Origin of the sequence: Streptomyces sp. NPDC060205 (assembly GCF_042728395.1) — a bacterium.
Lineage (GTDB): Bacteria > Actinomycetota > Actinomycetes > Streptomycetales > Streptomycetaceae > Streptomyces.
Genome location: NZ_JBHWZP010000203.1, coordinates 1 through 16,869, shown reverse-complemented (window position 1 = coordinate 16,869; position 16,869 = coordinate 1). Strand labels below are relative to the sequence as shown.

General features: G+C 70.4%; 16 protein-coding genes and 6 tRNA genes. 14 read left to right on the top strand and 8 right to left on the bottom strand.

Translation table 11 applies throughout. The annotated features are described in order from the left end of the window. Positions 1 to 497 precede the first annotated feature (497 nt). The gene (locus ACFWGJ_RS29290; RefSeq protein ID WP_387330524.1) at positions 498 to 1,445 is read left to right on the top strand and encodes a phosphotransferase; all 948 of its coding nucleotides are present in this window, start codon (positions 498 to 500) and stop codon (positions 1,443 to 1,445) included. 74 nt (positions 1,446 to 1,519) lie between these two features. Then, positions 1,520 to 1,813, top strand: coding sequence for a zf-TFIIB domain-containing protein (locus ACFWGJ_RS29285; protein ID WP_387330521.1), 294 nt, complete (start codon positions 1,520 to 1,522; stop codon positions 1,811 to 1,813). Between the two features lie 86 nt (positions 1,814 to 1,899). Here ACFWGJ_RS29285 and ACFWGJ_RS29280 read toward each other — a convergent pair. The 5 genes from ACFWGJ_RS29280 to ACFWGJ_RS29260 form a co-directional block, all read right to left on the bottom strand. Further along, a tRNA-Val gene (locus ACFWGJ_RS29280) sits at positions 1,900 to 1,974 on the bottom strand. A gap of 73 nt (positions 1,975 to 2,047) precedes the next feature. Further along, positions 2,048 to 2,119, bottom strand: a tRNA-Val gene (locus ACFWGJ_RS29275). 23 nt (positions 2,120 to 2,142) lie between these two features. Next, positions 2,143 to 2,214: transfer RNA gene (locus tag ACFWGJ_RS29270), tRNA-Val, on the bottom strand. A 1-nt stretch (position 2,215) separates the two neighbouring features. Beyond that, a tRNA-Cys gene (locus ACFWGJ_RS29265) sits at positions 2,216 to 2,289 on the bottom strand. A 39-nt stretch (positions 2,290 to 2,328) separates the two neighbouring features. After that, positions 2,329 to 2,401: transfer RNA gene (locus tag ACFWGJ_RS29260), tRNA-Gly, on the bottom strand. Between the two features lie 156 nt (positions 2,402 to 2,557). Between ACFWGJ_RS29260 and ACFWGJ_RS29255 the strand changes: the two genes are divergently transcribed. The 3 genes from ACFWGJ_RS29255 to ACFWGJ_RS29245 all read left to right on the top strand — a co-directional run bounded on the left by ACFWGJ_RS29255 (position 2,558) and on the right by ACFWGJ_RS29245 (position 5,468). Beyond that, on the top strand, positions 2,558 to 3,664 hold the full coding sequence (locus tag ACFWGJ_RS29255; RefSeq protein ID WP_387330518.1) for a chorismate-binding protein: 1,107 nt from the start codon (positions 2,558 to 2,560) through the stop codon (positions 3,662 to 3,664). A 38-nt stretch (positions 3,665 to 3,702) separates the two neighbouring features. Further along, positions 3,703 to 4,524, top strand: a complete 822-nt coding sequence (locus ACFWGJ_RS29250) for an aminotransferase class IV (protein WP_387330515.1) — start codon at positions 3,703 to 3,705, stop codon at positions 4,522 to 4,524. 119 nt (positions 4,525 to 4,643) lie between these two features. Next, on the top strand, positions 4,644 to 5,468 hold the full coding sequence (locus tag ACFWGJ_RS29245; protein WP_387330512.1) for a GNAT family N-acetyltransferase: 825 nt from the start codon (positions 4,644 to 4,646) through the stop codon (positions 5,466 to 5,468). A 35-nt stretch (positions 5,469 to 5,503) separates the two neighbouring features. Here the strand turns inward: ACFWGJ_RS29245 and ACFWGJ_RS29240 are convergent, their stop codons facing one another. Next, entirely contained in the window at positions 5,504 to 6,028 is a 525-nt protein-coding gene (locus ACFWGJ_RS29240) for a DsbA family protein (protein ID WP_387330509.1), read from the bottom strand. 215 nt (positions 6,029 to 6,243) lie between these two features. Between ACFWGJ_RS29240 and ACFWGJ_RS29235 the strand changes: the two genes are divergently transcribed. Next, entirely contained in the window at positions 6,244 to 6,690 is a 447-nt protein-coding gene (locus ACFWGJ_RS29235) for a hypothetical protein (protein ID WP_387330506.1), read from the top strand. Between the two features lie 219 nt (positions 6,691 to 6,909). Beyond that, positions 6,910 to 7,062, top strand: coding sequence for a hypothetical protein (locus tag ACFWGJ_RS29230; protein WP_189772695.1), 153 nt, complete (start codon positions 6,910 to 6,912; stop codon positions 7,060 to 7,062). Positions 7,063 to 7,103: 41 nt separating this feature from the next. On the opposite strand, the gene ACFWGJ_RS29225 is transcribed toward ACFWGJ_RS29230, so the two are convergent. Beyond that, positions 7,104 to 7,661 carry a CGNR zinc finger domain-containing protein gene (locus tag ACFWGJ_RS29225; protein ID WP_387330503.1) on the bottom strand — a complete coding sequence of 186 codons (558 nt, stop codon included), beginning with the start codon at positions 7,659 to 7,661 and terminating at the stop codon, positions 7,104 to 7,106. A 684-nt stretch (positions 7,662 to 8,345) separates the two neighbouring features. Continuing rightward, positions 8,346 to 8,759, bottom strand: a complete 414-nt coding sequence (locus ACFWGJ_RS29220) for an SsgA family sporulation/cell division regulator (protein ID WP_003959770.1) — start codon at positions 8,757 to 8,759, stop codon at positions 8,346 to 8,348. Between the two features lie 191 nt (positions 8,760 to 8,950). On the opposite strand from ACFWGJ_RS29220, the gene ACFWGJ_RS29215 reads away from it, so the two are divergent. The 7 genes from ACFWGJ_RS29215 to ACFWGJ_RS29185 all read left to right on the top strand — a co-directional run bounded on the left by ACFWGJ_RS29215 (position 8,951) and on the right by ACFWGJ_RS29185 (position 16,819). After that, a complete protein-coding gene (locus tag ACFWGJ_RS29215) occupies positions 8,951 to 9,385 on the top strand; it encodes a TIGR02611 family protein (protein ID WP_387330500.1) in 435 nt (144 codons plus the stop codon). A gap of 69 nt (positions 9,386 to 9,454) precedes the next feature. After that, a tRNA-Val gene (locus ACFWGJ_RS29210) sits at positions 9,455 to 9,526 on the top strand. 636 nt (positions 9,527 to 10,162) lie between these two features. Further along, positions 10,163 to 11,446: an ABC transporter substrate-binding protein gene (locus ACFWGJ_RS29205; RefSeq protein WP_387330497.1), complete on the top strand. Its 1,284-nt coding sequence runs from the start codon at positions 10,163 to 10,165 to the stop codon at positions 11,444 to 11,446. After that, complete coding sequence (locus ACFWGJ_RS29200; RefSeq protein WP_387330494.1) at positions 11,446 to 12,417, top strand: carbohydrate ABC transporter permease; 972 nt, start codon at positions 11,446 to 11,448, stop codon at positions 12,415 to 12,417. The genes ACFWGJ_RS29205 and ACFWGJ_RS29200 overlap by 1 nt, the downstream gene beginning before the upstream one ends. Then, positions 12,414 to 13,334, top strand: coding sequence for a carbohydrate ABC transporter permease (locus ACFWGJ_RS29195; RefSeq protein WP_387330491.1), 921 nt, complete (start codon positions 12,414 to 12,416; stop codon positions 13,332 to 13,334). Before ACFWGJ_RS29200 ends, ACFWGJ_RS29195 begins: the two co-directional genes overlap by 4 nt. A 7-nt stretch (positions 13,335 to 13,341) precedes the next feature. Further along, positions 13,342 to 13,959, top strand: a complete 618-nt coding sequence (locus ACFWGJ_RS29190) for a hypothetical protein (protein ID WP_387330489.1) — start codon at positions 13,342 to 13,344, stop codon at positions 13,957 to 13,959. 103 nt (positions 13,960 to 14,062) lie between these two features. Next, a complete protein-coding gene (locus ACFWGJ_RS29185) occupies positions 14,063 to 16,819 on the top strand; it encodes a Tat pathway signal sequence domain protein (protein ID WP_387330487.1) in 2,757 nt (918 codons plus the stop codon). The last annotated feature ends 50 nt before the right edge of the window (positions 16,820 to 16,869 follow it).

The window sequence follows — 16,869 nt, the reverse complement described above, 5'->3', positions numbered from 1 at the left end:
GCCGGGTTGGGGCCCCGCGGGCCCGGCCGCCCCCCCCCCGTGGGGGCGACGGCCATGGTTCTCCCCCTGGCCACCCTGCTCGTGGTCGTCTTCGGCGGCTGGGAGGCAGTGGTCACACAGGCGTCGTCCGTGGGCGTGATGCTGGGGCGCTGAGCGGCGCCCCAGGCCCGGAAGAGCGGTCCGGGCGGGGACATCCGGCCATGAAACCCCGTGGGGACGGGGGTGCGGCGGACGGCAAAAGATGCGGGCGCAGCTGGGGAGCTGCGCCCGCATTGCTTTGCCTGCGCACGCTCCTGACATCCTCCGCGTACGCCCCTGAGACCCTGGGACCCGCCCACACGCGACGGAACCGGGGACGGAACCGGTCGGGACCGGGCAGGACGGTCGGAACCGGTCGGGACCGGACAGGACGGTCGGAACCGTTCGGGACCGGTCGGGGCCAGGCAGGACGCTCGCGACCGGACGGGACCGGGACGTACGACTTGAGGGGGACCCGAGTGACCACAGATGTGCTGCCCGCGCTCAGGGCGAAGGTGCGGGCCGCCGCCCATCCGGCGGAGGAGGTCTGCGTCTGCGGCACGGGCACCTCCGTGCTGGCCGACCGGCCCGACGGCACGGTCGTCCGGCACGGCGGCACGGTGGCGAAGGCGCACGCCACCGGCACCGACCCCGCGGAGCTCGCGGCGCGGCTGGCCGTGGCCGCGCACCCCGCGCTCGACGGCATCCTGCTGCCACCGCACGGGCCGGGCACGGCCGAGCTGGCCGGCCGACCGGTCACCTTCTGGTCCTACGGCACTCCCGTGGACCGCGACGACCCGGACGCCGCCCCCTGGGAGGCGGCGGCGACCCTTCTCGCCCGGCTCCACCGGACCCCGGACTCCGTCCTCGCGCCCGGCCTGCCTCCCATGCGCGGCCCGGCGAAGGCGGCCCGCGCGGTCGCCCGGCTCCTGGCGGCGGGACCGCATCCGGCGGCCGGCCCCGTACTGCGCGCCTGGGCCGTCCTGCCCGCCTGGGCGCGGGACGAGGCCCCGATGCCGGACCTGGGCACGCTGTGCCACGGCGATCTCCATCTGGGCCAGCTGGTGCGGTCGGGGAGCGGCGCCTGGCTGCTCATCGACATCGACGACCTCGGCCTCGGCGACCCCGCCTGGGACCTGGCCCGTCCAGCGGCCTGGTTCGCCTGCGGGCTGCTGCCGCCCGACGAGTGGACCCGCTTCCTCACCGCGTACCGCGAGGCAGGGGGCACGGCCGTCCCGGCGGACGGCGACCCCTGGCCGGCCCTCGACGTCCCGGCCCGTGCCCTGAGCGTGCAGACCGCGGCCCAGGCGATCGCCAAGTCGGTCGCGGCCGGGCGCTCGTTGGACGAGGTCGAGACGTCCGTGATCGACGCATGTGACCGAATGGCAGCGCACCCGCCGGAGTTGGCGGGAGACTGCGCGACGTAGGGTGCAACCGACCGCAGCCGGACAGAGTCTGTCCTGGCGGAAGCAGTACCGACAGGCGAGGAGTTGAGCCGAGCATGCAGTGTCCGAAGTGCCACGCGCCGATGCACACGTACAACCGCAATGGTGTCCAGATCGAGCAGTGCAGCGGCTGCCGCGGGATCTTTCTCGACTACGGCGAGCTGGAGTCGCTGACCCGCCTGGAAGGCCAGTGGTCGCAGCCCGGCCCGCCGCCCCCGGGCGCCCCGCAGGCCTACCCGTCCGCTCCCGCACCCGCCTGGGGCGCTCCGCAGCACGGCGGGCACGGCGGCCACTACGGCCACGGTCACAAGCGTCAGAAGAGCTTCGGCCACATGCTCTTCTCCTCCTGACCGTTCGGAGCCGGCCCTGACCGGTGAGCGCCGGCTCCGAGGAACGACGAAGCCCCCGACCGTACGAGACGGCCGGGGGCTTCGGCTGGTGCGCGATACTGGGATTGAACCAGTGACCTCTTCCGTGTCAGGGAAGCGCTCTCCCGCTGAGCTAATCGCGCGGGTGGGACCTGCTGGTGATGCGTACTGCTCATGTACCGCGTACTGCTCGTACTTCCTGCTGCCTGTACTGCGTGCGCGATACTGGGATTGAACCAGTGACCTCTTCCGTGTCAGGGAAGCGCTCTCCCGCTGAGCTAATCGCGCGGGGATCCGGCGAACCGGATCAGTGGACGATACTGGGATTGAACCAGTGACCTCTTCCGTGTCAGGGAAGCGCTCTCCCGCTGAGCTAATCGTCCTTGGAGGTGGAGACGGGATTTGAACCCGTGTAGACGGCTTTGCAGGCCGTTGCCTCGCCTCTCGGCCACTCCACCAGGAGTGCGGGGGGTCGGGAAGATCCCCCACTTCCTGCGAGCGGACGACCAGGTTCGAACTGGCGACCTCAACCTTGGCAAGGTTGCGCTCTACCAACTGAGCTACGTCCGCTTGTCGTTTCCGGTCGGCTCTCGCGTCCCGGCGACGTGTTGAACTCTAGCGGATACCGGGGCCAGCACAAAAACGCGTTTGCGCAGCGTGCTGCGTTACGCCCGCTCCAGGACACGGCCGAGGCACCCGCAGGTCACCCACCATAGACTCACGGTTGTGCACGACCTCCCAGCTCTCGCCCGCTTCGGCGGCCTCGTCGCGACCGGCCTCGTCGATGTCACCGACGACCCCGCGGCGCTCGACTCCCGTGGCTTCTGGGCCGTCAGCGCCGACTTCGAGGGCCGCGTGCTCTGTGCCCGTTTCGCGGAGGTTCGGCCCGAGGCGGTACCGGCGCCGGTACCGGGGGAGTGGACGGGACCGGCCGCCGGCGACTGGACGTCGTCGCTCGACCGCGCCGCGTACACGGCGGGTGTACGCCGCATACGGGAGCTCATCGCGACGGGCGAGGTGTACCAGGCGAACCTCTGCCGGGTCCTGTCCGCGCCCGTCGCCCCGGACGCCGACGTGGACGCGCTGACCGCCCTGCTGGCCCGCGGCAACCCGGCACCGTACGCCGGAACGATTCGGCTGCCGGGGCACGGGGTCGAGATAGCCACCGCGTCCCCCGAACTCTTCCTGCGCCGCGCCGACCGTGCCGTCGAGTCGGGTCCGATCAAGGGGACGGGACGCACCGAGGCGGACCTCCTGGAGAAGGACCACGCCGAGAACGTGATGATCGTGGACCTGGTCCGCAACGACCTGGGCCGGGTGTGCGCCACGGGCAGCGTGACCGTGCCCGATCTGTGCGTCGTCGAGAAGCACCCCGGGCTCGTCCACCTCGTCTCCACCGTCCGCGGCGAACTGCGCGAGGACGTGGGCTGGCCGGAACTGCTGGGCGCGGCGTTCCCGCCCGGATCCGTCACCGGCGCCCCCAAGTCCAGCGCCCTGCGGATCATCGAGGAACTGGAGACGGCTCCCCGCGGGCCGTACTGCGGAGGCATCGGCTGGGTCGACGCCGACCGCGGCACCGGGGAACTGGCCGTCGGGATCCGTACCTTCTGGATCGACCGGGCCGAGGGTGTGCTGCGCTTCGGCTCCGGGGCGGGCATCACCTGGGGCTCGGACCCCCAGCGGGAGTGGGAGGAGACCGAGCTGAAGGCCGCGCGGCTGCTCGCTGTAGCGTCGGGGGAGTACCCAGGGGCGTACGACGCGGGTGAGGCGGGTGGGCTCACGTCCGCGCAGGGCCCCGGAGTCTCCGGCCACAAGAGCACGCCAGGCCGGTGACTCGGCACGTTCTCGTCGTTCTCGTGAGGTGAGGTTCAGTGAAGATCTGGCTCGACGGCGGGCTGCAGGACAGCGAGTCGGCCCGTGTCTCCGTGTTCGACCACGGACTGACGGTGGGCGACGGCATCTTCGAGACGGTGAAGGCGACCGAAGGGCGCACCTTCGCGCTCACCCGGCACCTCGACCGCCTGGCGCGCTCGGCGCGCGGCCTCGGACTGCCCGAGCCCGACCGCGACGAGCTGCTCAGGGCCTGCGCGGCCGTCCTGGATGCCAATCCCATGCCGCTCGGCCGCCTGCGGATCACGTACACCGGCGGGTACGGGCCGCTCGGCTCGGACCGCGGGGAGCAGGGGCCGACCCTGGTCGTGGCGCTGGCGGAGTCCGGCCGCCGCCCCGACTCCACCGCCGTGATCACCGTCCCCTGGACCCGCAACGAGCGTGGCGCGCTGACGGGCCTCAAGACGACCTCGTACGCCGAGAACGTCGTCGCCCTCGCCCGCGCGCACGAGCAGGGCGGTTCCGAGGCGCTGTTCGCGAACACGGTCGGGCAGCTCTGCGAGGGCACGGGGTCGAATGTCTTCGTCGTCCTCGACGGGGAGATCCACACCCCGCCCGTCGCCTCCGGCTGCCTCGCGGGCATCACCCGCGCCCTCACCGTCGAGTGGACCGGCGCCAAGGAGACCGACCTCCCGCTGGACGTCCTGGAGCGGGCCGAGGAGGTCTTCCTGACCTCGACGCTGCGCGATGTGCAGGCCGTGCACCGGGTCGACGGCCGCGAACTGCCGGACGCGCCGGGCCCGGTGACCGCGAAGGCCATGCGGATCTTCGCCGAGCGGGCGGCCGACGACCTCGATCCCTGAGCCGGCCCCCGATCCGGCCGCCGCGTTGCTCAGCCGGCGGGTCGTCGTGCGGTCGACCCGCCGGAACCGACGGCCGAACTCGATGGCGTGAGGGCGTCCGGGCGGGTACAACACCCCTGATGACCACCACCCTGCGGCCGACCGAGCCGCTTCAGCGCGACGCCGACGGGGCGCTCTCCCGCCACTACACGGTGTGTGTGAACAGCCGTCCCGTGGGCGCGATACATCTCGCGACCGACCCCGGTTCCCGACCGCCCGTCGCCCGGATCCGTGAACTGGGCATCGAGGAGTCGGACCGGGGACGCGGCCGGGGCACGGTGGCCGCGCTCGCCGCGGAGGAGGTGGCGCGCGGCTGGGGCTGCGGGCGGATCGAGGTGTCGGTACCCGCCGACGCGGCGCGGGCCCTGCGACTCGCGACGGCCCTCGGTTACGTGGTCCGCAACCGCGCGATGGAGAAGCGGCTCGGCGAGAGCGCGCCCGAACTCCCGGCCGGCAGCCGGGGACGCCCCATGACGGAGGCCGAGTTCGGCTCCTGGGTGGTGCGGGCCAAGGAGGCCTACACCCAGGAGTGGATCACCCGCGGGGTGCCCGGGGCCGAGGCCCGCACCAAGGCCGACCGTGACTACGCCGCCCTGCTGCCGGACGGGGTCGGCAGCGCCGGCACGGACCTCGACGTCCTGGAGCACGACGGAACTCCGGTGGGCGTGCTGTGGGTGGCGGCGCGGGACGGCTGGGCGTTCGTCTACCGCGTTGAGGCCGACGAGGGACACCGGGGCCGGGGGCACGGCCGCTCGCTGATGCTGCTGGCGGAGGCGCGGGCGAGCGCCGCGGGACGCGCAGGCGTCCGCCTGAACGTCTTCGCGGGCAACACCCCGGCAGAGCGGCTCTACGAGTCACTGGGGTACGAGACGACCACGTACCACTTCTACAAGGACCTGCTGTAGCCGCGGGAGCCCGGAGCTGCCGGAGGGGGCGGGTGTCAGGCCTCCTGCCCGGCCAGCAGCCGGTCCACGATCTCCTCGACGCGCTCGCGCAGCCCGTCCTGGCTCTTGCCGCCGTCGAGGCGCTCGCCGTCGATGACGTACGTGGGCGTGCCGGTCACGCCGATGGCCTTGCCCTCGGCCTGGTCGGCGTCGACGATCAGGATGTGCCGGCCGTCGATGAGGGCCGTGTCGAACTCCTCGACGTCCAGGCCGAGCCCGCGGGCCACATCGAGGAGGACCGCCTCCCCGTCACGGTCCAGCTCCGGCACACGCTCCAGCACCGCCTCGACGTACGGCCAGGCCTTGCCCTGTTCCGCGGCCTCCTCGGCGGCCTGGGCCGCCGCGAACGCGTGCTTGTGCTTCTCCAGCGGGAAGTGCCGCAGCCGCAGCTCCAGCCGGTCGCCGTAGCGGGCACGCAGCGCGCGCAGGTCGTCGAGGGCACTGCGGCAGTCCGGGCACTGCAGTTCGCACCAGATGTCCAGGACGGGGGCGGCGGGACCGGCGGGGGAGGAGTCGCTCATGGGGCCAGTCTCCCAGCCGGGACCCACGCGTCCCAACCGGGACCTCCGGGCGGCACCTGTACCGCGCGCCTACCTGGACCGGCACCTCAGGAGGACCCGACCCGGAGATGTCCCTGAGGTCTCCCCGGACCATGGCATACCGGGCGGGCGGCGGTGCAGGATGGAAGGGACGAAGTGCCCCTGCCCGACCCCGCCCGCCCTGCCTGGAGGACCGGATGATTGCCGAGACCGTCTGTTCCGCCGTCGCCGCGGCAGGCCTGGGCATCGCCGCGGTCACCGCGTACCGCAAGCGTTTCCTCACCGCGGCCCGCCTCGCCGCGTACTCGCTGGTGCCGCTCGGTCTGGTGATGACCGGGGTCGTCGAATGGGCGGCCGACACGGCCTTCAGCCCGACGGCCTGGGCCGGTTTCGGTGTGCTCGGGGCGGCCTGGCTGCTGTTCATGACCACGCGCGCCGTGGAGCGGCGTTCGGGCGGGACCCGCAAGGAGCGCAGGGCGGCCCGGGCCGCGCAGCGCGACGCGGTGGCCCCCGCGGCCTCGGCTCCCTCGCTCGGCCCGGCGGCGGCCCGCCCCGCGGCCCGTCCCGAGAGCAAGCCGCGCAAGGCCCCCGCGGGTGACGACTTCAGCGACATCGAGGCCATCCTGAAAAAGCACGGGATATGAAGAATCAGAGGCACGCGAAGATCTCCTGATGCGCGGACGGAGCGCGCGACGGACGCGCGACAACCCTCCGCGATCCCCGTCCACGACCCGTCGCGGTGACCGCTCGCACCCGCCTATCCCAGATCGTGGAACGCCGTGTCACGGATTTCGGCTAACTCCCCCATAATCCGGGCGTGTTGATCGCGTAGGGCGTCCCGGCTGCGTCATCATCGCGGCGAGATGCTGGACACAACCCAGAGCGACACCGTTGTTCCTCCCGAGGAACGGCGGGGTTGTCTCTTCGCGCTTTCCCAGCCACCGCTGATGATCTTCCTTGCGGTGATCGGCTGTTTGCTGCTCATGGCTTCGCTGCACGATCTGCTGCTGCTCTGAGCCGTATGCGGAGTCCCCGGCGCCACCCGCTGCGGACTCCGTCAGCCTGCCGCTTCCTTGCGCCGCGCACGGTACGCGGCCACATGCAGGCGGTTTCCGCAGGTGCGGCTGTCGCAGTAGCGGCGGGAGCGGTTGCGGGAGAGGTCGACGAAGGCGTGGCGGCAGTCCGGCGCCTCGCAGCGGCGCAGCCGCTCCTCTTCTCCGGCCACGACGAAGAAGGCCAGCGCCATGCCGCAGTCCGCGGCGAGATGGTCGGCGACGGACGCGCCGGGCGCGAAGTAGTGCACGTGCCAGTCGTAACCGTCGTGGTTCGTCAGGCGCGGGGTGGTGCCGGCGGCGGCGACCAGTTCATTGATGAGCGAGGCGGCGGTACGGGCGTCCGGGGCGGCGAAGACCGCGGCGAAGCGTCCCCGGATCCGGCGCACCGCCGAGAGGTCCAGCTCGGACAGGGTCCCGACATCGCTCATGTCGTGTTTTCGCACGAAGTCGAGCAGCGCCGCGAGGTTCGCGAGTCCGTCCGGGGTGTCGTCATCCGGTGCGGTGTTCACCAGATCGACCACGGTGTCGAGGGCGCACCGGGTGTCGTGGGTGATCAGCACGTTTCGCTCCCTGGCCTGAAGGTCGGGCGAACGCCCGCCGATGCTGGCCGATGCTAGCGGCTCCACCCCACCAGGGACCGCGCCCAAGGGCTCGGGACCGCGGAGAACGGCCCGCCCGGCCCGGGACGGCGTTCAGGGGCGGCACAAGGCGCACCCCCACGCACCGGCCTGGGGGCGCGGGGAACGGCGCGCTCAGCTCGGGACGGCGATCAGGTGCGGCACGAGGCGCACCCCCACCCGCCGGCCTGGGGGCGCGGGGAACGGCGCGCTCAGCCCGGGGCGGCGATCAGGTGCGGTACGAGGCGCACCCCCACCCCCTGGGGGGCGCGGGGAACGGCGCGCCCGGCCCGGGGCGGCGGTCGGGGGCGGTACGAGGCGCACCCCCACGCACCGGTTTGGGGGCGCGGGGAACGGCGCGCTCAGCCCGGGACGGCGATCAGGTGGGGCACGAGGCGCACCCCCACCCCCTGGGGGGCGCGGGGAACGGCGCGCTCAGCCCGAGACGGTGATCAGGGGCTCACAACACGCAGCCCCACCCCCCTGGCCACGCGGCCAGCGCAACGCACACGCGCCGCCCCCGCGGCAAACGCGGAGACGGCGCCCGTGCGACCCATATGCGGTTGTCTGAGCCCGAGCCGTCTCCCCGAGTGGACGGCGCCGGGCGGCTTGGAGCGAAGCCTCGTCCTAGCTTTCGGCCAGGATGTGTGAGAGCTCCGTGTCGAGATCGAAGTGCCGGTGTTCCGTGCCGGGAGGCACAGCGGCGTCGGTTCGCTTCAGGAAGGACTCCAGGGCCCGCGCCGGGGCCTCCAGCAGAGCTTCGCCCTCCGGAGAGCTCAAGGCGATGCACACGACGCCCTGACCGTGACTGCGCGACGGCCAGACTCTGACGTCGCCGGTACCGGTGGGCCGATGCAGGCCCTCGGCGAGAAGGTCGCGGGCGAACACCCACTCGACAGTCTCCTCCGCTCCGGTGTGGAAGGTGGCGTGCACGGCGTAGGGATCGGCCGTGTCGTACCGCAGGCCTGCGGGGACAGGCAGAGAGGACTCGCTCGACACAACGAGGCGCAGGTGCAGCTCGCAGCTGACCGTGGTGTTCATAAGCGCCAGGGCCTTTCGCTCAGTGTGCGCTCGGGGATTCGCACGTCGGCGAAATCGACATGCCACCTACGGTGCCGTTGTAAACCCCTCTGAGTGTTTTGCGTGTCTTTAGGTACCTCATCCGGCCGAGTCCTCGTTCGCGTACTACGACCATTCCGGTGACCGGTTTCCGTCCGGTAGGGTTTGGCCGTATGAATACGGGGAGTGACCGAACGGGGGAGGTCGCCATGGCGGCCGACGAAACCAAGAGCGAGCCGGCGCTCGGATCCCGTGCGCCGCAATTCATCAAGGCACGCCGCATGCTGCACCTGAGCTGGCAGGTGGGCGTGTTCATCGTGGGTCTCGCGGTCGTCGTGGCCGGTGTGATCATGCTGCCTCTGCCCGGCCCGGGCTGGCTGGTGATCTTCGGCGGTATGGCGATCTGGGCGACCGAGTTCGTCTGGGCGCAGCTGGTCCTCCGCTGGACGAAACGCAAAGTCACCGAGGCCACACAGAAGGCTCTCGATCCCAAGGTCCGGCGCCGCAACATCATCCTGACGACCATCGGGCTGGTGATCATCGCCGTACTGGTCGGGGTGTACGTGTGGAAGTTCGGCTTCGAGATGCCGTGGAACATCAAGGAGTAGCGGCGGTTCGCGCACGCACGGGCCGGTCGGATGCACGCCCTGACATGGGGTAATCTTCTTCCTGCGCCCGGGCGATTAGCTCAGCGGGAGAGCGCTTCGTTCACACCGAAGAGGTCACTGGTTCGATCCCAGTATCGCCCACACAGCCGATAGGCGGCTGGGTCCACGAGTTCCGTGGACCCAGCCGCCTATCGACGTTCTGCCCGCAGCCGCAGCCGCAGCCGCAGCCGCAGCCGCAGCCGCAGCCGCAGCCGCAGCCCTCGCCACGCACCCGTCGCCGCAGGCAGTGCAGCCGCACCTCGCCAGCGCCCCAGCGCCCCAGCGCCACCGTGAGTCCGGCGACGGCGGTCACCGCAGCCGCACGCACCCGTCGCCGCAGGCACTGCAGCCCCAGGCAGTCACAGCCCCACCTCGCCAGCGCCCCAGCGCCCCAGCGCCACCGTGAGTCCGGCGACGGCAGTCACCGCAGCCCCCTTCCCGCGAGGGAACCCCAGAGGCGAGCCGGCTCTCCCTTTCAGCCCCCCCTCTCCCCACAACCCACCCCCCCTCCCATTCCCGTTCGACCACCCGACCCACCCCGCCCTACCTGCGGAGTCGCCCAACTCCGCAGTCAATTCGCCCCAGTTCAAGCAGACGCGTGCCCGAGTCGCTTCACATCAATTCCTGTCCGAATCATTGACGCCCGCGAAGGGCCTCCGTACCTTGTGCCAGCAAGCGCTTACTTGAAACGATTCATGGCAGCGGACAGCGACGTCGCAAGGAGGCCCGACTGTGGGGATGAACGGGAGTGTCGAGAGGCGGACGGTCCTCAAGGTGGCCGGGGCGTCGCTCGCGACGGCGGGGCTGGCCGCGACCACGGGCTGTGGGGGCGACAGCGGCGGATCGGGCGACGGCACGGTCGAGATCCGCTTCGCCTGGTGGGGCGCCGAGGAGCGCGCCAAGCGCATCAACCAGTCCATCGCGCTCTTCGAGAAGAAGTACCCGAAGATCAAGGTGAAGACCGACTTCCAGGATTACGTGGCCTTTTGGGAGAAGTTCCAGACCCAGGCCGCGGGCGGAAATCCGCCGGACGTATTCCAGAACGCGATCGCATTCCTGCGGAAGTACGACAAGAGAAGTGTTCTGCTCGACCTCAAGTCGCAAGTGGACGCGGGAAATCTGGACCTCAAGAACTTCCGCGCCGGAGTCGAGAAGGTGGGAGAAGTCGATGGAAAACTCCTCGGCGTACCCGTCGGCTCCAACACCATGTCACTCGTCATCGACGAGAAAGTCTTCAAAGCCGCCGGTGTGCGGGCCGAGCAGGGCTGGACCTGGGACGAGTACTTCGCCGCGCTCAAGAAGATCCATGACACCCAGAAGGTCGCGGGCGACACCGGCTACTTCGGGATCATGTACCTCTACGACCTCTATCTGCGCCAGAACGGCAAGGCGTTCTTCACCGAGGACGGACTCGGCTTCGAGGAGAGCGATCTGACGGAGTGGTGGCAGGACGGCTACAACCGCGTCAAGGCCGGCATCGTCACCGACCCGAAGAAGGTCGAGCAGCTCAAGCCGAAGTCGGCGCTGGCCTCCGGAGACGGGGCGTCGGAGTTCACCTGGGACAACTTCACCGTGCGCTATGCCACGGAGGGCGACAGCAGTTACGGCCTGGCGCCGATCCCCACGACCGACGGCAAGGAGACCGGCCAGTACCTCGGTTCGCTCATGCTGAGCGGCTTCGCGCGGACCAAGCACCCCAAGGAAGTGGCCCAGTTCATCTCCTTCATGGTGCACGACCCCGAGGTCGGCAAGATCATGGGCTACGACCGCGGCCTGCTCTCCACCACCGAGCAGTTCGAGGCGTACAAGCCGACCGACGCCCCCAACCAGGCCATCGCGAAGTACGAGGAGGATGTCGCCGCGGCCGGGCTGCTCGGCACGATCACGCCGCACCCGGCGGGCGCCGACACCGTGGAGGCCGCGTTCCTGCGGGTCGCCAGTGACATGTCGACGGGCAAGACCAAGGTCTCCGACGCCGTCAAGCAGTTCTTCTCCGAGGCGAAGACCGCCCTCGCCATCTGATGGGAACAGCAGTGACGACGCTCATCAAGGACTCTCCGCCGGATGCCCCGGCGAAGCGTCCCGGCCGCCCCGTCGCCGTGCAGCGGCGGGGCCGCCGGGAGAACCTGGCCGGCTACCTCTTCATGTCCCCCTGGATCGCGGGCTTTCTGCTGCTGACCGCGGGGCCCATGGCCGCATCGCTCTATTTCGCGTTCACCGACTACAACCTCTTCGACTCCCCGAAGTGGATCGGCTTCGACAACTTCACCAGGATGCTCGACGACCCCCGGTGGCAGAAGTCGGTCGAGGTGACGGCGAAGTACGTCGTCATCGGCACCCCGCTGAAGCTGCTCCTCGCACTCGGGGTCGCCCTGCTGCTCGCCCAGAGCCGGCGCGGACAGGCCTTCTACCGGGCCGCGTTCTACGCACCGTCGCTGATCGGCGCGAGCGTGTCCATCGGCTTCGTGTGGCGCGCGCTGTTCTCCGACGACGCCGCCGTGGACCGTACGCAGTCGTTCTTCGGGTTCGACGTGGGCGGCTGGGTCGGGAACCCGGACTGGGTGCTCTACAGCCTGGTGGCACTCACCGTCTGGCAGTTCGGCGCCCCCATGGTCATCTTCCTGGCCGGCCTGAAGCAGGTGCCCAAGGAGCTGTACGAGGCGGCCGAGGTCGACGGCGCGGGTCCGTTCAAACGGTTCTGGAGCATCACCCTGCCGATGATTTCCCCGGTGCTGTTCTTCAACGTGCTGCTGGAGACCATCCACTCGTTCCAGATCTTCGGCTCCGCGTACGTCGTCTCCAACGCGACCTGCGGACCGGCCGACTCCACGCTCGTCTACACCTGTTACCTGTACCAGAAGGGCTTCAAGGAGGCCCAGATGGGCTTCGCCTCGGCGATGGCCTGGATGCTGCTGCTCGCCGTTGCGCTGGTGACGGTCGTCCTCTTCTGGTCCCAGAAGCGATGGGTGCACTACGAGGAGGCCTCCCGATGAGCACCACCACGACCACCGGCGTGTCCACCAGTACCGGCACCGGTACGAAGGCCGTCCCGCCGCGCAGGCCCCTGGCGCTCGGGCGCAGGACCAGCGGGTCGCTCGCCTGGCACGTTGGTGCCCTGCTTGTCCTCGCGGTCGTCCTCTATCCCGTCGTCTGGGTCATCGGCGCCTCGTTCAAGCCCAGCCGGGAGATCATCGGCAGTCTGCAGCTCTTCCCGACCAGCCCGATCCTCCAGAACTTCAAGGGGCTGGCCGACGGCATCGCGGACATCTCGATCGCCACGTTCTTCCAGAACTCGCTCTTCTACGCGCTCGGCTCCGTCGTCGGCATCCTGGTCTCCTGCTCGCTGACGGCGTACGCGTTCGCCCGTATCCGGTTCGCCGGGCGCAACCTGATGTTCTCGCTGATGATCGGCACCCTGCTGCTGCCGTACCACGTGCTGCTCATCCCGCAGTACGTGATGTTCCAGAAGATGGAACTGATCAATACGTACGTGCCGCTGCTGATCGGCAAGTTCCTCGCCACCGAGGCGTTCTTCGTCTTCCTCATGGTGCAGTTCATGCGGAACCTGCCCAGGGAACTGGACGAGGCGGCGCGGCTCGACGGCTGCGGGCATCTGCGGATCTACTGGTCGATCGTGCTGCCGCTGTGCCGACCGGCCCTCATCACCAGCGCGATCTTCACCTTCATCAACGCCTGGAACGACTTCATGGGCCCGCTGATCTACCTCAACGAACCTTCCAAGTACACCGTGTCCCTCGGCATGATGATGTTCCGCGACCAGGAGGGCGTCGCCAACTACGGCGGCATGATCGCCATGTCACTGGTGGCCCTGCTGCCCGTGCTGGCCTTCTTCCTCGCCTTCCAGCGCTACCTCATCGACGGTATGGCGACCTCCGGTCTGAAGGGCTGATCAGGTCATGACCCAGACGCGCACGAAGGCCCGTACGGCCGCCGTCACCGTCACGCGGCGTGAATCCGCCTTCGCCGAGCGGTTCGCGCTCTTCGCCGAGTGTCTGCTCACCGGGGTGTGGATCGCGGTGGCCTCGCTGCCCGTGGTCACCTATCCCGCCGCGTTCGCCGCCGGGGCACGGCATCTGCGACGGCGTACGGGCCATGAGGCGGGCGGCTGGCGGGAGTTCGTCGCGGACTTCCGTGCGGCCGTACGCGGCGGGTGGCAGGCCGGGCTCGCCGGGTGGGCCGCCGCCCTCGCGGTGTGGGTGGACGTCCAGGCCGTGCGCGCGGGGATTCCCGGCGCCCCGTTCGTCGGGGCCGTGGGGCTGTTCGCGCTGATCGGGCTGGCCGTCACCGGGCTGCGCGCGGCGGCCGTCTGGGAGCCCGGCGCCCGGTGGCGGGAACTGCTGGCCGCCGCCGGACGCCGTACCGTCCTCGACCCCGCCGGGTCCTTCCTGCTCGTCGGGGGACTGGCCGTCGTGGCCGTCTCCGGCTGGTTCGTGCCGCCGCTGGCGATCCCCGTCCTGGGGGCCGTCGCGGCGGCGGCCCTCGCCGTGGAGGAACGCGGCAGGCGCCGCCGCTGACCGGCCGTGCCGACGGTCTTGGCCCCTTCGCACAAGGTCGGCGCCCCGGCGCCGCACCTCTCTCTGTCATGCACCTGACCTCCTCGCAAGGAAAGGAAAGGCCATGTCCCCCATCCCCCGCAGGTCCCTCCTCAAGGCGGCCACCGTCGCCGGAGCCGCCGCCCAGTTCAGCTGGGCCCTGGGCGCGCAGGACGCCCGGGCCGCGCAGGCCGCCCCGAGAGCCGAGGCCGCCGACGCGGATCCCGTGACCCTGGACTGGCTGGAGGACGGCGGCCTCGGCGAGGCCCCCGGCTCGACCGTTGGCGTGCCCTGGCCGAAGGGCGCGTACGACAAGGACCAGACGTTCGCGCTGACCGACGCCGACGGCAAGGCCGTGCCGGTCCAGTCCTGGCCGATCGGCTACTGGCCCGACGGCTCCCTGAAGTGGACCGCGCACGCGGTCGGGCCCGGGGCGGGCAGCGGAAAGCTCACCCTCGACGCGGGTTCGCCCGCCGCCCCGGAGAAGAAGATCACGGTCGGCAGGAGCGGCGGCACGATCACCGTCTCGACCGGGGTCATCACCGCGAAGATCGGCAAAAGCGGTGCCACCCTCGTCAAGTCCGTCGTCCGCGGCTCGACGGAGATCGCCAAGGACGGCCGTCTCGTGCTGCTGCGCCAGCCCGAGATCGAGGACGGCGACCAGGGCGCCGAGAAGTACGAGCGGTTCGAGAGCGTCATCGCGCAGGCCGAGGTCGAGCAGGACGGGCCGGTCCGTGCCGTGGTCCGCATCGACGGCAAGCACCGCAAGGGCAGCCGCAGCTGGCTGCCCTTCTCGGTGCGGCTCTACTTCTACGCGGGCGGCGAGTCCTTCCGCATGGTGCACACGATCACCTTCGACGGCACCCAGGAACCCGGCAAGGCGAGCGGCGACTTCATCCGCGGGATCGGCGTGCGCTTCAAGGTGCCGATGCGTGACGCCGCGTACGACCGGCACATCCGGATCGGCGGGGAGGGGACCGGGCTGCTGCGCGAGGCGGTCAAGGGCGTCACCGGGCTGCGCCGGGACCCCGGCGCGGCCATCAGGACGGCCCAGTTCGAGGGGCAGAAGCTGCCCGACCCGTCGACCTGGGACCAGCGGGTGACCACCCGGCTGCAGTACATCCCCGAGTGGGGCGACTACACCCTCTCGCAGCTGTCCGCGGACGGCTTCGGCGTGCGCAAGCGCACCAAGAAGGGCCACGGCTGGATCTCCGCGGGCGGTGGCCGGCGCGCCAGCGGCTTCGGGTACGTGGGCGGCGCGAGCGGCGGACTCGCCTTCGGGCTGCGGGACTTCTGGGAGAAGTTCCCCGCCCAGCTCGACATCCGCGACGCCCAGACCGACGAGGCCGAGGTCACCCTGTGGCTCTGGTCGCCCGAGTCGCAGCCCATGGACCTGCGCTTCTACCACGACGGCATGGGCCAGGACACATACCCCGAACAGCTCGAAGGCCTCAACATCACCTACGAGGACTACGAGCCCGGCTTCGGCACCCCCTACGGCATCGCCCGCACCAGCGAACTCCTCTTCTGGGCCCACGAGTCGACGCCGAGCGCCGCGGCGATGGCGAAGCAGGTGGCCGCCGTGCGCAAGCCGGCGCAGCTCGCCGCTCCGCCCAGGCATCTGATCAGGGCGGGCGTCTTCGGCCGGCTGTTCGCCGAACCGGACCGCTCCACCACCGCCAAGGCGAAGATCGAGGACCATCTCGACTTCCTCTTCACCTACTACAAGGACCAGGTGGAGATGCGCAGGTGGTACGGCTTCTGGGACTACGGCGACATCATGCACACGTACGATCCGAGCCGCCACCAGTGGTGCTACGACGTCGGCGGCTACGCCTGGGACAACTCCGAGCTGTCGCCCGACCTATGGCTCTGGTTCGCGTACATGCGCTCCGGGCGCGCGGACATCTTCCGCTTCGCGGAGGCCATGACGCGGCACACGGGCGAGGTCGATGTCTACCACCTGGGGCAGTGGGCCGGCCTCGGCACGCGACACGGCGTGCAGCACTACGCGGACAGCGCGAAGCAGCAACGTATCGCCAACACCACGTACCGCCGCTACTACTACTTCCTCACCGGCGACGAACGCGTCGGCGATCTGATGCACGCCAACGTCGACTCCGACGAGACGTTCCTCGTGCTCGACCCGATCCGCAAGATCCGCACCGAGCCGTACGAGCCGGACCGCAACGCCCTCTCGATCGGCTTCGGCACCGACTGGAGCGGGCTCGTGTCGGCGTGGCTCACCGAGTGGGAGCGGCGCGGGCCGAAGTGGGAGAAGGCGCGGGCGCGCGTGCTGTCCACGATGGAGACCATCGCCGCGCAGCCCAACGGGTTCGTCCAGGGCAGTGCGCTGTACGACCTCGACACCGGGAAGTTCGCCGTCGCGGACTCGGCCGTGGTCGGGGTCTCGCACCTCTCGGCGATGTTCGGGCTCGTCGAGCTCAACGCCGAACTGCTCGACCAGATCGACATGCCGGAGTTCAAGGAGGCGTGGCTCGACTACTGCCGCTACTTCAACGCGACCAAGGCAGAACAGAAGGCCCGTTACGGGTCCGACTTCGGGTCGCTGCTGCTGTTCCAGGGACACTCGCGGCAGGACGCGTACGCGGCGGTCGCACTGGGCGACGACGCGCTGGCCGCGCGGGCGTGGCGGCAGTTCTACAACAGCGCCGACACGTGGGACTACAAGGAGTCGACGGACTGGTCCACGCAGGAGGTGACGGGGCCGCTGGGACTCGTCGCCGGGAGCGAGGCGCCCTGGGTGTCGACGAACACGACGGCGCTGTACGGGTTGGCGGCGATTCAGAACCTGGCACTGATCGGCGACCAGATGCCGTGACGCTGACGCTGCCGCTGGGGGTTGGGGGGGCGGGTTCATTGTGGCTGGGC